The following is a 13062-nucleotide window of genomic DNA, read 5'->3' as shown; positions in this document are numbered from 1 at the left end:
GTTCAGGCGAACGAACCGTCGTCGCCTGAATCGGAATGCATGTCGTCGGCGCTGTCATCGTAGTCAGCCTGCTGGATATCATCATCGTCATTGTTCTGCGGGCTGGCGCTGTCACCGTAATAGTTGTTGATGACGGTTTCCTCGACAGGGGCATTACCCGCGGCATTGCCGCCGCCGAAGGGCGAGCCAAGGCCGAGCGACGACATGTGGCTGCCGAAAATGCCACTTAGCGAATTGGCAAGCAGCATGCCGCCGGCGACACCTGCGGCGGTGCCGAGCGCGCCCTGCAGAAAGCCGCCACCTGAACGTCCGACGACGGCGGCCTGCTGGCCCCAGGGGCCGGCTGACTGCTGACCGGCAGGTGGCCCCCAAGGGCCGGCTGTCTGGCCGGCGGTATCGTTGCGCCAGGAGCTTGGTGCGGCCGCAGGGGCTGGTGTTGGCGCGGGCGGCTGCGGCTGGCCGGTGCCGAAGATGGAGCTGAGGAAACCGCCCTGCGCCGCCGCCTGCGGAGCGCTGCTACCGCTTTCCAGCGCATGGATGCGGTCCTCGAGCTGTTTGATATGGGCTGCTGCCGCTTCCAGGCCCTTTTCCTGAACGATCACCGCCTGGGCGAGGTAATAGGGAGCTGCGGGCTGATCGCGCACGGCGTCTGCGATCAATGTTTCCGCCTCGCGGTCACGCGGAGTGGCGGATGCGGTTTTGGTCCTGTCGAACAGCCCCTTGAGAAGCTGGCTTTCTTCCGGTGACATATGATGCCTCCTTACCGTGAAACGTAAATCCACGATAAGGAGGTAGGTCACAATTCGGGCTTTTCAAAGCGGTCCGAAGTTTAAATTTCGGTAATGATCCTCAGCCGCCAAAGGCAAGCGAGAGGCCGGCAATTGCCGTCAGCGCGCCGATGGTGCGGCTGGCGACCGAGCCGAAACGGGCGATGCCGAGGCCGAGCGCGATACCGGCAACGTGCAGGATTGCGGTGGCGATCATGAAGCCGATGCCGAATTGCAGGGCGCCGGCGCTGCCGAGTTCACCGCCATGGGCGTGGCCGTGGAAAAGGGCGAAAGCACCAACGACGGCGGCCGCCGCTGCCGTGGGAAGCCTAGCCGCCATGGCAACCAGCAGGCCAAGGCCGATGACGGAGGCCAGAATGGCCGGTTCGACGAAGGGAAGGCCGATTCCCAGAACGGCCATCAGGAAACCCGCGGCCATGGTGCCGACGAAAGCGGAAGGCACAATCCACAACGCCTTGCGGTCGTTTTGCGCCACGGCGATCTGCGAGGCCCAGATGCCGACGGCCACCATCGCCAGAATATGGTCCGCGCCGAAGAAGGGGTGGGAGACGCCGGCCATGAAGGAGCCGTGTTCTTCCGGGTTCAGATGGGCGAAGGCGGGCAGGGTGGTAAGGCCGAGTGCCGCAGCGGCAAGGCTTAGTCTTTTCAGCATGGTTCCCTCTTAAGATTATCGCCGCTCACCGGGTATCTTGGGGTTCCCGCAGTGCGGCACTGCAATGAGACGCTCACGATATCGCGAAGACGAACGCGCTGTCCATGCGTCATCTGCCGGGGGTGCTGTTTATTGTTCAGGCGCGAACCTTGTCTTTTTTGCTCATTGCCTTACGTAACAAGTCGCACTATGTCCGAAAGGCATGCACGAATTTTGCTGGAGAGAGCCGTTGATGAACGAAGACGAAGACGACAAGAGCAAGGAACTGCCGATCGGCAAGGAAACGGAAGCGAATCTTTTCAAGTCGCGTTCGATCTTCATCTATGGTGGCATCACGCAGGAACTGGCGCAGAAGGTCTGCACGCAGCTCGTGGCTCTTGCCGCCGCCAGCGACGACGACATTCGCGTTTACGTCAATTCGCCGGGTGGCCATGTCGAATCGGGTGATTCCATCCATGACATGATCAAGTTCATCAAGCCGAAGGTCACGATCATCGGTACGGGCTGGGTCGCCTCCGCCGGCGCGCTGATCTACGTTTCCGTGCCGAAGGAACGTCGCCTCTGCCTGCCCAACACCCGCTTCCTGCTGCACCAACCCTCCGGCGGTACGCGCGGCATGGCATCCGACATCGAAATCCAGGCGCGCGAAATCATCAAGATGAACCAGCGCCTGATCAAGATCTTCTCCAAGGCCACCGGCCAGAACGAAGAAAAGATCGCCAAGGATATCGACCGCGATTACTGGCTGAGCGCAGAAGACGCCAAGGATTATGGCCTCGTCGGCAAGATCGTCGAAAGCCAGTCGGAACTCTGAGTTCCCGATTTTCAGTTGAGAAAGCCCGCGTCGGTGAAAACCGGCGCGGGCTTTTTGCGTTGAGGGTGGCGGGTGTGTTTTGCGACCACGCCTGCGTTTATTTCATCATGTCGCAGGTCTTTATCATCTCGGCCTTTTTCATCTTGTCCTTTTGCATGCCGGCCTTGTGCATGCAGTCCTTTTTGCCGGCCATGGACATGCCGTCTTTCTTCATCGTCTCCGCCTTCATCATGTCACCATGCATGGTATCCTTCTTCATCGTATCGGTTTTCATGCTGTCGGCATGGGCGATGCCGGCGAAGGACAGAGCGGATAAGAGGGAGGCGGTGGCAATGGCGGTAAAGATGCGGGTCATGAAGGTCTCCTCTGGACGTCGTTGTGTGTCCGCCGGCATCGTGCCGGGAGTTCACGATTGTCCATTCGGCCGCGACCAGCCGACCGTTACATCTTCACGCGGTTGTGACGACAAGTTCGGGCGAGATTTTTTTAAAGCCACTATGTAACAATACCCTGCGGATTGCGAATAACCCGATAGTGACGATGACTGGCAGCCCTTCGGAAGAAACACTGAAAATGCTGATGCTGCGTTCCCTTGATGGGGACGAAGCCTCCTACAGGCATTTGCTCCATGCCTTGAGGCGGCTGCTGGTCGCCTATTACGGCCGGCGTATGGCCGATGCGGCTCGAGCCGATGTGGAAGATCTTGTGCAGGAAACTCTGTTGTCCCTTCACGCCAAGCGGGAGACCTACGATCGTGCGCGACCGTTTACGGCATGGTTCTTCTCGATAGCGCGCTACAAGCTCATCGATCACTACAGGGGCAGGGGCAGGCGCATGCTCTCGGAAGTCGAACTCGACGAAACACTGGAGGCGGAGCCGTCCGTCGATGCGGTCATGGCCCGCATGGATGTGGAGCGGCTGCTCGATGAGTTGCCGGAGCGGCAACGCGATCTTATCCGAAGGGTAAAGCTCGAAGGCCAGTCGATCGCCGAAGCGGCGGAAAAATCCGGCCAGACCGAGCTTGCGGCGAGGGTCGGTATTCACAGAACGCTGAAAGTCCTGGCGGCAAAGTTGCGGGGGGACACATGAGGAAGACGGAAGACATCATCGAAAAACTGGCGGGTGATCTGAAACCCGTAACCGCCTTTGCGCTGGAGCGCAGGCTGGTGCGCGCCGCCTTGCCGGCGCTCGGCTTCTCGCTCGTCATGATGCTCCTCTTTCTGGGGCTGCGCAGGGATATGAGTGACGCGATGACCGAACCCGGTTTCTGGGTCAAATCCGCCTATAATGCCCTGCTGGCCCTGACGGCATTTCTGGCCGTCATGCGTCTTGCGCGGCCGGATGGCGACAGAGGCGGCCTGTTCGCCTGGCTTGCCGTGATTTTTGTCGCCATGTCTGTCATAGCGCTCGTCCAGCTTGGATTTGCCCTGCCGGGCACCTATCGCACTCTCATTCTCGGGTCATCGGCGCTGCATTGCCCGCTCCTGATCGTCGCTTTCGCGCTGCCTTTGTTTCTGGCGAATTTCGCAGTTCTCAAACGCTCTGCTCCCGCCGATCCCACGCTTGCGGGTTTTGCCGCCGGCCTTGCGGCCGGTGCGGCGGGGGCCTGGGTCTATTCGTGGTTTTGCACAGAAAACGGCATGGCTTTCGTGCTGATCTGGTACTCGCTCGGCATTCTCGTGACCGGTGTGATCGGCGCTTTTGCCGGTTCACGCCTGCTGCGGTGGTGAGGCGTACCTGTTCGCCCGCCGCGCATCTTGCCAGCGGTTGGGTTTTTTGATCTTCAGAAGAAACAGAAGATCCGGGAACCGCCATGCTGAAAGATTTTTCCGTCCAGAGCCTGTTCATGGGCTGCCTGACCGCCTTTGTCGGTTTTGCCAGCTCTTTCGCCGTCATATTGCAGGGCCTGAAGGCTGTCGGTGCGACGGATTTCCAGGCGGCATCGGGGCTGATGGTGCTTTCGGTGGCGATGGGCCTGTGTGCCATCATTCTGTCCTTCGCCACAAGGATGCCCATCAGCATGGCCTGGTCGACGCCCGGAGGCGCCCTGCTAGCGACCACGGGGGTGATCGAGGGTGGGTTCCCGGCGGCTGTCGGCGGCTTTGTCGTCTGCGCGATCCTGATCATCGTTGCCGGGCTGTTCAAACCGCTCGGACGGGCGGTGGCCTCCATTCCCGCGCCGCTTGCCAATGCCATGCTCTCCGGGGTTATCATCGGCCTGTGTTATGCACCGATCAAGGCAATCGGTTTCAACCCGGCGCTCGGCCTGCCGATCATCCTCGCCTGGATCGTGGTGGGGGCGTTCCGGCGGCTTTTCGCCGTGCCCGCGGCGCTTGCGGCCTTCGTGCTGGTGATGATCTTTGGTGTCGATATTCCTGTGGGCGCTCTCGACAGCGTGGCGCAATCGCTGACGCCGCCGATGGAATGGGTGACGCCCACCTTCAGCCTGCACGCCGTCGTCTCCATCGCGCTGCCGCTCTTCATCGTCACCATGGCCTCGCAGAACATCCCGGGCATCGCGGTGCTGAAGGTCAATCATTACGATCCGCAGCCAGGACCGCTTTTCGCCGCGAGCGGTTTTTTCTCGCTGCTTTCAGCGCCCTTCGGCGGCCACGCGGTCAATCTTGCGGCAATCACGGCCGCGATGTGCGCGGGCGAGGATGCCCATCCCGATCCGAAACGGCGCTACTGGGCGGCCATCATCGCCGGTGTCGGTTATATCATCTTCGGCCTGCTGGCCGGTGCCGTCACGGCCTTCGTGGCGCTGGCGCCGCCTGTCCTCATTCAGGCAGTAGCGGGGCTGGCGCTGGTCGGCGCCTTTTCCGGGTCGGCCGTCGCGGCCTTCAAGGAGCCGGAAACCCGTGAAGCGGCGGCCATCACCTTCCTCATCACGGCGTCCGGCCTCTCTTTCGCCGGCGTTTCCGGGGCGTTCTGGGGGCTGATTGGCGGCGGTTTGATGATGGCGTTGCAGCGGGTGGTGAAGCGTGGTTAGATAGGATGCTTATTGTTTTAAAGAAATATTATTTATGGATTTCGAATTCGATCCTGCCAAAAGTGAAAGTAACAAAGACAAACATGGAATAGATTTCGTCGAAGCAAGAGCGCTTTGGCTGGACAAGAAAAGACTCGTCGTTCCTCTCGAAACCACTTCGGAAGAGCGGTATATTATGATCGCGCAATTGCGAGGAAAGTGCTGGAGCGCGGTTTACACCTACAGGAATGACCGGTTGCGAATCATTTCCGTCAGGCGTTCCAGAGACAAGGAGAAGCAGCGTTATGAAGACGATCAACGCTGAAGATTTCGACAAGAAATTCGACGATGGCGAAGATTTGGACGATTATATCGACTGGTCGAAGGCTGGCCGTCCCGGCTTGGAAATGGTCCATGTCGATATCGATCTTCCTGAAAAGGTTTTGCGCAGAGTGGATGCGGAGGCAGCACGCCTTGGCATGACGCGTCAGTCCCTTATGGCTAAATGGATCGCCGAAAGGCTGGAGACCGGCAGGGTCGGAAAATAAGGCCGTACCGCACAAGATCACTTGTCAGACCGCCAGCCGCTGTTTATACACGTCGCCATGAGCAACCGCATTGAAACCATTTCCGGCATGAGCGCGCAGATTTCTGCGAAGGCCTCGCCGTGCGGTGCACTCTCGCTTCTTAGCCTCGACCTTACACGCGGTTGCCGGGTCCAGTGAGGAGCGCCCGGCGGCCGAAAGCCCGCTGGCGCAAACGCTCCTCATCTCGAAATCTCATTTTATACTGGATTTAGGCCCTTGAGGGCCGCGCACCCGCCGATGGCTCCAGACGCCCGCGGACTGCGCAAGGAGGACGCGACATGGACGGCAAGATCACCAATATTTCCAAGGGCATGAACGACGCGAGCGTGAAGTATCGCCCTTACCCGACCATCAATATCCCTGACCGCACCTGGCCGGGCAAGACCATCGAGAAGGCGCCGATCTGGTGTTCGGTGGATCTGCGCGATGGCAACCAGTCGCTGGTCAACCCCATGGGCCACGACCGCAAGGCCCGCATGTTCAAGCTGCTGCTCGAAATGGGCTTCAAGGAAATCGAAATCGGTTTCCCGTCGGCCTCGCAGACCGACTTTGATTTCGCCCGCTGGTGCGTGGAACAGGGCAATGTGCCTGACGACGTGTCCCTGCAGGTGCTGGTGCAGTGCCGCCCGGAACTGATCACCCGCACGTTTGAAGCACTGGAAGGCGCCAACAAGCCGATCATCCACTTCTACAATTCAACCTCTGAACTGCAGCGCCGCGTGGTGTTCGGCAAGGATGTACACGGCATCAAGCAAATCGCCGTCGATGCGGCCAAGATGATTACTGACATGGCAGCCAAGGCCGGCGGCGGTTTCCGCTTCGAATATTCGCCTGAGAGTTTTACCGGCACCGAGCTGGAAGTGGCGCTGGAAATCTGCAACGCGGTGGTCGAGGTTGTGAAGCCGACGGCGGATAACAAGCTGATCCTGAACCTGCCTTCCACGGTGGAAATGGCGACGCCGAACATCTATGCCGACCAGATCGAATGGATGTGCCGCAATATCGATAATCGCGAAAACGTCATCATCTCGCTGCATCCTCATAATGACCGCGGCACGGGCATCGCCGCGACCGAGCTGGGCCTGATGGCCGGTGCGGACCGCGTCGAAGGCACGCTGTTTGGTAACGGCGAGCGCACCGGCAATGTCGATGTCGTGACGCTGGCGCTGAACATGTATACGCAGGGCGTCGATCCGGAACTGGATTGCCGCGATATCGAGCGCATCAAGGCGGTCTATGAATATTCCAACGAGATGACGATCCCCGAGCGCCACCCTTATGTCGGCGAACTGGTCTACACGGCGTTTTCCGGCTCGCATCAGGATGCGATCAACAAGGGCATGAAGGCGATCAAGGTTGCCAATCATCCCGTCTGGGAAGTGCCCTATCTGCCGATCGACCCGAAGGATGTCGGCCGTTCCTACGAGGCGATCATCCGCATCAACTCGCAGTCCGGCAAAGGTGGCATCGCCTATATTCTGCAGCAGGATTACGGCATCAACCTGCCGCGCAACCTGCAGGTGGAGTTCCGCGAGGAGATCCAGCGCATCACCGATGAAGAGGGTGTGGAATTGCCGGCCAAGCGCATCTATGAGCGCTTTATCGAGCGCTATGTGACGCAGCCGAATGCGCGCATCAAGTTCGTCGATCACCACACCTATCCGGCCGGCGATTTCAAGGGCGTGCGTATCGTCGCTGCCGAAATCACCGACAATGGCGAGGTGAAACGCATCGAGGGCAAGGGAACCGGTCCTATCGACGGGTTCATCAATGCGCTCTCGGTCTATCTCGGCATTGATCTGTCGGTGAATGATTATTCGGAGCATTCGCTGCAGCATGGCTCGAATGCCTCGGCTATCGCCTATGTCGAAATGGAGCATCCGGGGGGTAAGCTGTTCGGGGCGGGGATCAACACGAATATCGTGGCGGCGTCGCTGGAGGCGATTGTTTCGGCGGCCAATCGGGTGCTGGAAGAGCGGGCGAAGTAAGCTTGCTTTTAGGGTGGGGCTTTACCCCCCTCTGCCCTGCCGGGCATCTCCCCCTCAAGGGGGGAGATAGATCCGAGGCGAGCCCTCGGCCATCTTGATGCTCCAGAATGAAATGGTGGTAGCGCCTCTTGCCGATCTCCCCCCTTGAGGGGGAGATGCCCGGCAGGGCAGAGGGGGGTGAACCACACCCACTGACATCACTGCCCGGCCTCTATTCCCCCAACCGCGGAAACCCCAGCGGCCGCCCGTTTTCATAAAACACCCTGATATCCTCAAGCGCCACACCCGTCCCCGTCTCATTGAGGCTATGCCGTTCGCAGGCGACGTTCCAGGTGCCGGGACCGCCGGAAATGTTGAAAAGATTATAGGCCGCGCGCGGTTTTTCGCCGCCCGGTCCCTGGCTGGCGGAGGCAATGCCGACGACCGGGATGTGGTCTTCCCCGTGATGGGTGTTCAGCCAATAGACCGTGTTCAAATGCGTATGACCATGCAGCACAAGCTCCGCGCCGCCGACGCCGAGCGCGGCTGCAAAACGGCGCATGCCGAACATGCGTTTATGAGCGGCAGCCGCACCCCGGATCGGCGGATGATGGATCATCACAACGCGGAACAAGCCCTGTTCACCGGCTTTTTTCAGCAGCTCCGCCGTGGCGCGGGCCTGCCGGTTGCCAAAATATCCTGTCGCGGAGAAGGGCGGCGTGGCAATCGAGGTGGAACAGCCGATCAGCGCCACCGGGCCGCGCACCCGCATATAAGGGAAAATCTTGCGGTCGTCGTCCCATTCCGCGGGGTCGCCGTCACCGCGCACGTAAGGATACCAGGCCTGCATGGCCTTGTCGTGCGCGCCGGACACATAGGCGTCGTGATTGCCGGGAACGACGGAGGTCTTTTCAGGCTCACCCACTTCCTCCAGCCAGTCGGCGGCGGCGCGGATTTCGATGCCCGTCGCAAGATTGACGAGATCGCCGGTAATAGCCAGATGGTCCGGTGATTTTGTCTCGAGATCGTCGAGCAGTTTTTCCAGCGTATCGGTGAAGAGATGCTTGCGGCGGTTGCGGTGCCAGTTGACGAAACCGGTGATACGCTTGGATGCAAGTTCCCGGAAAGTGAGCTTTGGCAATGGCCCTAAATGGACGTCTGAAATATGCGCAAGTTTGAACATGGCGGCAGAGATAACCTATGATATGCGGCACGTCCAATAAAAGCCTGCCAGCGGGGAGAAACCAGGGTGAATGACGAGACAACCGGGCAGAAGGCCCGTCCGTTCCACATGCGTGTCTTCATCCGCTTTCTGCATTTCGTTTTTCTGCTCACGCGCGGGGCCACGCTTGGCGTGCGTGCGGCCTGCTTCGATGAAAAGGGCAGGATTTTTCTGGTGCGGCACACCTATCTGCCCGGCTGGTATCTGCCGGGCGGCGGCGTGGAGCGTGGTGAGACGCTGCTGATGGCGCTGCAAAAGGAAATTCGCGAGGAAGGCAATCTCGAAGCGGCCTCAAAGCCGGAGCTTTTCCACGTCTATCTCAATCTGGAGGGCAGCAATCGCGATCATGTCACGCTTTACCGGCTTGATGTCACCCAGACTCAACCGAAAAAGCCGGATTACGAGATTACCGAAAGCGGCTTTTTCGAGCTTTCAGACCTGCCGGAAGGGGTGACACCCGCCACCCGCCGCCGCCTTGCCGAGCTTGCCGGCGAAGCGGAAATTGCCGACCACTGGTAGCGGCGGGTGGCTTCCGTCAGGCGAGCGCCTCGCGGCCATGGGCCATTGTCAGGTCCAGTTCCGGGCCGATGGGCACGACGCCGGTCGGATTGATGGTGCGGTGGCTGCGGTAATAATGCTCCTTGATATGGCGCATATCGACCGTGTCAGGCACGCCCGGTGTCTGGTAGAGATCGCGCAGGTAGCCCGTCAGATGCGGATAGTCGTGGATGCGGCGGATGTTGCATTTGAAATGGCCGACATAGACAGGGTCGAACCGCACCAGCGTGGTGAACAGGCGCCAGTCCGCTTCCGTCTGTTCTGAACCGAACAGGAAGCGCCGGTCCTTCAGGCGGTCTTCCAGCATGTCCAGCGTTTCGAACACCTTCACCGCATTCTGCTGATAGGCATCCTGCGTGGTGGCGAAACCGGCCTTGTAGACGCCGTTATTGACGGTGTCGTAGATGACGTCGTTCAGCGCATCGATCTCGGCGCGCAGCGCCTCGGGGTAATAATCCGCGTCCGATCCGGTGAGGTCGTTGAAGGCCACGTTGAACATGCGGATGATTTCCGCCGATTCATTGGAGACAATGGTGCCGCGCTTTTTATCCCAGAGGACCGGTACGGTGACACGCCCGGAATAGTTGGGGTCCGCTTTCGTGTAGACCTGCCAGAGCGTGGAGGAGCCGAACAGGTGATCCTGCGTCGCGCCCGGCGTGCGCTCGCCCTCAGGCTTGAACTCCCAGCCGTTTTCCAGCATCAGCGGATCAACGACGGAGACCGAGATCAGGTCTTCCAGCTTTTTCAGCTTGCGGAAGATCAGCGTACGGTGTGCCCACGGGCAGGCGAAGGAAACATAGAGGTGGTAACGATCCTTCTCCGCCTCGAAACCGCCTTCTCCGGAGGGGCCGGCTGCGCCATCCACTGTGACCCAGTTGCGGAATTGCGAGGCGCTGCGTTTGAAATGCCCCTTGGTTTCCTTGGTGTCGTACCAGACGTCTTTCCATACGCCTTCCACCAGCATGCCCATGACGATCTCCTTGTCTGTTTCCTTGACCGCGATCCTACCTGCTTTGCGCGACGCCGCGAACCCGCAAGGCATTGAACAATGCGTTTCCGGTCCTGCACAGGCTGAATGGGATGGCCTCGAGATTTGTTCTGGACGGGTGGGAATTTTCCTGATAATTGCGATTTTCACAAATCTGAGGAAATTGCTGACTATGATCGAACCACGGATGCTCCGACGACGCTGACGCTCCTGAACGCCCTTACCGGCGCAGCCGTCATCTATTGTCGCATCCGCATTCTGGAAGTTTCGGTCTCTTCATGTCCAAGCACGATCTTGTCTACCTCACCGAGGACGCGTCGCACGACGCCATCATCGAAGTCATCAACGAAGAAGCATTTGGTCCCGGCCGGCACACCCGTGCAGCGGCGCGCATCCGCGAGCAGGGGCCGCATGACCGGTCGCTGTCCTTCGTCTGCGCTGACGATGGCGAAACCATTGCTTCGGTGCGCATGACGCCGGTTCTGGCCGGTGGGGTGAAGGGCCATATGCTTGGACCGCTTGCGGTTCGGCCTTCGCACAAGAATATGGGCATCGGCCGCGAACTCGTCCGGATCGCCATTGCGGCAGCCCGGCGCAAGGGCTCCGAGGCTGTCATTCTGATCGGTGATCCGCCCTATTACATGCCGCTTGGTTTCGAAAAGGTTGCTTATGCGGCGCTCGATTTTCCGGGGCCGGTTGACCCGAACCGGGTGCTTGTGGTGCCGCTTGGCGACGACGTTCATCAGCGGCTGAAGGGCAAGATCGGCTGGCGCAACTGCGAGGCCGTCATGCCTGCTACTGCGGAAGATGAGGGTTTCGAGGAGCCTCTCAGGGTTTACGGCTGAGGCATGTCCTTTACGGCGGGATTGATATTTTACCAACGGACCCGTCATTCCGGCCTTGAGCCGGAATCCAGCCGACACGCGTCGGCGTGGAGAAAAGACTCCTTTCAGCCCAAGGACTTGGGCTGGCTGGATACCGGCTCAAGGCCGGTATGACGGAGGTTGAAGCGCCGCAAATTACGGCGAATATCGAGGCTGCCGTGCAGATCTCCATTCTTGTATGGTGGAAACGTATAGTGAGGGCGGCGATGGTGTTCTATCTTGAAACGATGCCGCGCCCTCGCGAAAATTCAATTCCGTTTCTCCCCCTATAAGATAGCAATCGGAAGTCGATTTCGAAGGGGACGGGCATGACGGCAATCACCATGAACGATGCGCTGGAGCGCGCAGGCGCGGGCGCCTATCAGCGGCGGCTGATGGGCATATTCGGCCTTGTCTGGGCAGCGGACGCCATGCAGGTTCTTGCCGTCGGCTTCACCGCCGCCTCGATTGCCGCAACCTTCGGCCTGACGGTGCCGCAGGCGTTGCAGACCGGCACCGCGTTCTTTTTCGGCATGTTGCTGGGTGCTGCCGGTTTCGGGCGTCTGGCGGACCGATATGGGCGTCGCCGGGTGCTGATCGTTACCGTGGCCTGCGATGCCCTGTTCGGCGTGCTTTCGATATTCTCGCCTGATTTCACCATTTTGCTCATCCTGCGTTTTCTCACCGGGGCGGCAGTGGGCGGCACGCTGCCGGTGGATTATGCGATGATGGCGGAGTTCCTGCCTGCCAAAAATCGCGGGCGCTGGCTGGTCTTTCTGGAAGGTTTCTGGGCCGTCGGCACGCTGATCGTGGCGCTGGCGGCGTGGGGTGCCAGCCTTGCTGGCGTGGCCGATGCCTGGCGTTATATTTTCGCGGTGACGGCTTTCCCAGCCGTTCTTGGCCTCGGGCTTCGCTTTCTGGTGCCGGAATCGCCGCTCTACCTGCTGCGCACTGGGCGATCCGAAGAAGCCAAGGCCGTCGTCAACCGCATGCTGGTGACCAATGGCCACGCGCCGCTCGATGCCGGAACCGGGCTTTTCCAGCCTGACGTGACCAAGGGGCAGGGGATATTTTCACCGGCGCTCCGCCAGCGCAGCATCATGATCCTCGCCATCTGGTTTCTCGTCTCCGTCTCCTATTATGGTGTCTTCACCTGGATGCCGGCGAAACTGGCGGGAGACGGTTTCGGCTTCGTGCGCGGTTATGGGTTTCTGGTGCTGGTGGCGCTGGCGCAAATCCCCGGTTATGCGCTTGCCGCCTATGGCGTCGAACAATGGGGCCGCAAGCCGACGCTGATCGGTTTCTGCCTGCTCTCAGCGCTCGGCTGCCTGCTCTTTACCCTTGCCACCGGTGGAGTAATGATTGCCGCTTCGCTTCTCATCATGAGCTTTGCGCTGCTTGGCACCTGGGGTGCGCTTTATGCTTTCACGCCGGAACTTTACCCGACGGAGTCACGGGCGACCGGCATGGGGGCTGCGGGCGCCATGGCAAGGCTCGGCGGCCTGCTGGCGCCATCTCTGCTGGGTTATGCGATCGCGCAGGGTTTTGGGGTCGCGATCGGCATATTTGCCGGGCTGCTGGTGCTGGCCGCCATTGCGGCGACCATGATCAATGCGGAAACGCGGCAGGTTGCGCTGACCTGACTGGTACGC

At 60.1% G+C, this 13062-nt stretch carries 15 protein-coding genes; 10 read left to right on the top strand and 5 right to left on the bottom strand.

What is annotated here, in order from left to right; genetic code table 11:
- Positions 1–2: 2 nt before the first annotated feature.
- On the bottom strand, positions 3–749 hold the full coding sequence (locus tag CFBP5499_RS10490) for a DUF2076 domain-containing protein (RefSeq protein ID WP_080824557.1): 747 nt from the start codon (positions 747–749) through the stop codon (positions 3–5).
- Positions 750–849: 100 nt separating this feature from the next.
- Positions 850–1440, bottom strand: coding sequence for a HupE/UreJ family protein (locus CFBP5499_RS10485; protein ID WP_080824558.1), 591 nt, complete (start codon positions 1438–1440; stop codon positions 850–852).
- 232 nt (positions 1441–1672) lie between these two features.
- On the opposite strand from CFBP5499_RS10485, the gene CFBP5499_RS10480 reads away from it, so the two are divergent.
- Positions 1673–2254 (top strand): ATP-dependent Clp protease proteolytic subunit, encoded by a 582-nt coding sequence (locus CFBP5499_RS10480; RefSeq protein ID WP_080824559.1) that lies wholly within the window; start codon positions 1673–1675, stop codon positions 2252–2254.
- Between the two features lie 97 nt (positions 2255–2351).
- Here CFBP5499_RS10480 and CFBP5499_RS10475 read toward each other — a convergent pair whose 3' ends face one another.
- On the bottom strand, positions 2352–2609 hold the full coding sequence (locus tag CFBP5499_RS10475; protein WP_080824560.1) for a pentapeptide MXKDX repeat protein: 258 nt from the start codon (positions 2607–2609) through the stop codon (positions 2352–2354).
- 218 nt (positions 2610–2827) lie between these two features.
- Here CFBP5499_RS10475 and CFBP5499_RS10470 point away from each other — a divergent pair, with 218 nt between their 5' ends.
- The 6 genes from CFBP5499_RS10470 (at position 2828) to leuA (ending at position 7800) form a co-directional block, all read left to right on the top strand.
- The gene (locus tag CFBP5499_RS10470) at positions 2828–3343 is read left to right on the top strand and encodes a sigma-70 family RNA polymerase sigma factor (RefSeq protein ID WP_233284193.1); all 516 of its coding nucleotides are present in this window, start codon (positions 2828–2830) and stop codon (positions 3341–3343) included.
- The gene (locus tag CFBP5499_RS10465; protein ID WP_080824561.1) at positions 3340–3984 is read left to right on the top strand and encodes an NrsF family protein; all 645 of its coding nucleotides are present in this window, start codon (positions 3340–3342) and stop codon (positions 3982–3984) included. The genes CFBP5499_RS10470 and CFBP5499_RS10465 overlap by 4 nt, the downstream gene beginning before the upstream one ends.
- A gap of 83 nt (positions 3985–4067) precedes the next feature.
- Entirely contained in the window at positions 4068–5246 is a 1179-nt protein-coding gene (locus tag CFBP5499_RS10460) for a benzoate/H(+) symporter BenE family transporter (protein WP_080824562.1), read from the top strand.
- A 34-nt stretch (positions 5247–5280) separates the two neighbouring features.
- Entirely contained in the window at positions 5281–5550 is a 270-nt protein-coding gene (locus tag CFBP5499_RS10455; RefSeq protein ID WP_080824563.1) for a BrnT family toxin, read from the top strand.
- Positions 5531–5773: a type II toxin-antitoxin system BrnA family antitoxin gene (gene brnA, locus CFBP5499_RS10450; protein WP_080824564.1), complete on the top strand. Its 243-nt coding sequence runs from the start codon at positions 5531–5533 to the stop codon at positions 5771–5773. Before CFBP5499_RS10455 ends, brnA begins: the two co-directional genes overlap by 20 nt.
- A gap of 317 nt (positions 5774–6090) precedes the next feature.
- Positions 6091–7800, top strand: a complete 1710-nt coding sequence (leuA, locus tag CFBP5499_RS10445; RefSeq protein WP_080824565.1) for a 2-isopropylmalate synthase — start codon at positions 6091–6093, stop codon at positions 7798–7800.
- A 211-nt stretch (positions 7801–8011) separates the two neighbouring features.
- On the opposite strand, the gene CFBP5499_RS10440 is transcribed toward leuA, so the two are convergent.
- Positions 8012–8962 carry a metallophosphoesterase family protein gene (locus tag CFBP5499_RS10440; protein WP_080824566.1) on the bottom strand — a complete coding sequence of 317 codons (951 nt, stop codon included), beginning with the start codon at positions 8960–8962 and terminating at the stop codon, positions 8012–8014.
- Between the two features lie 66 nt (positions 8963–9028).
- On the opposite strand from CFBP5499_RS10440, the gene CFBP5499_RS10435 reads away from it, so the two are divergent.
- The gene (locus CFBP5499_RS10435; RefSeq protein ID WP_080824567.1) at positions 9029–9520 is read left to right on the top strand and encodes an NUDIX domain-containing protein; all 492 of its coding nucleotides are present in this window, start codon (positions 9029–9031) and stop codon (positions 9518–9520) included.
- 16 nt (positions 9521–9536) lie between these two features.
- Here CFBP5499_RS10435 and CFBP5499_RS10430 read toward each other — a convergent pair whose 3' ends face one another.
- A complete protein-coding gene (locus CFBP5499_RS10430; protein WP_080827248.1) occupies positions 9537–10529 on the bottom strand; it encodes a glutathione S-transferase family protein in 993 nt (330 codons plus the stop codon).
- Between the two features lie 296 nt (positions 10530–10825).
- Here CFBP5499_RS10430 and CFBP5499_RS10425 point away from each other — a divergent pair, with 296 nt between their 5' ends.
- Together CFBP5499_RS10425 and CFBP5499_RS10420 are read left to right on the top strand one after the other, a co-directional pair.
- Positions 10826–11392, top strand: coding sequence for a GNAT family N-acetyltransferase (locus CFBP5499_RS10425; RefSeq protein ID WP_080824568.1), 567 nt, complete (start codon positions 10826–10828; stop codon positions 11390–11392).
- A gap of 347 nt (positions 11393–11739) precedes the next feature.
- Positions 11740–13053 (top strand): MFS transporter, encoded by a 1314-nt coding sequence (locus CFBP5499_RS10420; RefSeq protein WP_080824569.1) that lies wholly within the window; start codon positions 11740–11742, stop codon positions 13051–13053.
- Positions 13054–13062 lie beyond the last annotated feature (9 nt).

The organism is Agrobacterium tumefaciens (assembly GCF_005221325.1).
In the GTDB taxonomy this organism is placed as follows: domain Bacteria; phylum Pseudomonadota; class Alphaproteobacteria; order Rhizobiales; family Rhizobiaceae; genus Agrobacterium.
The sequence above is the reverse complement of the archived record's forward strand: the minus strand, read 5'-3'. Positions and strand labels throughout refer to the sequence as shown.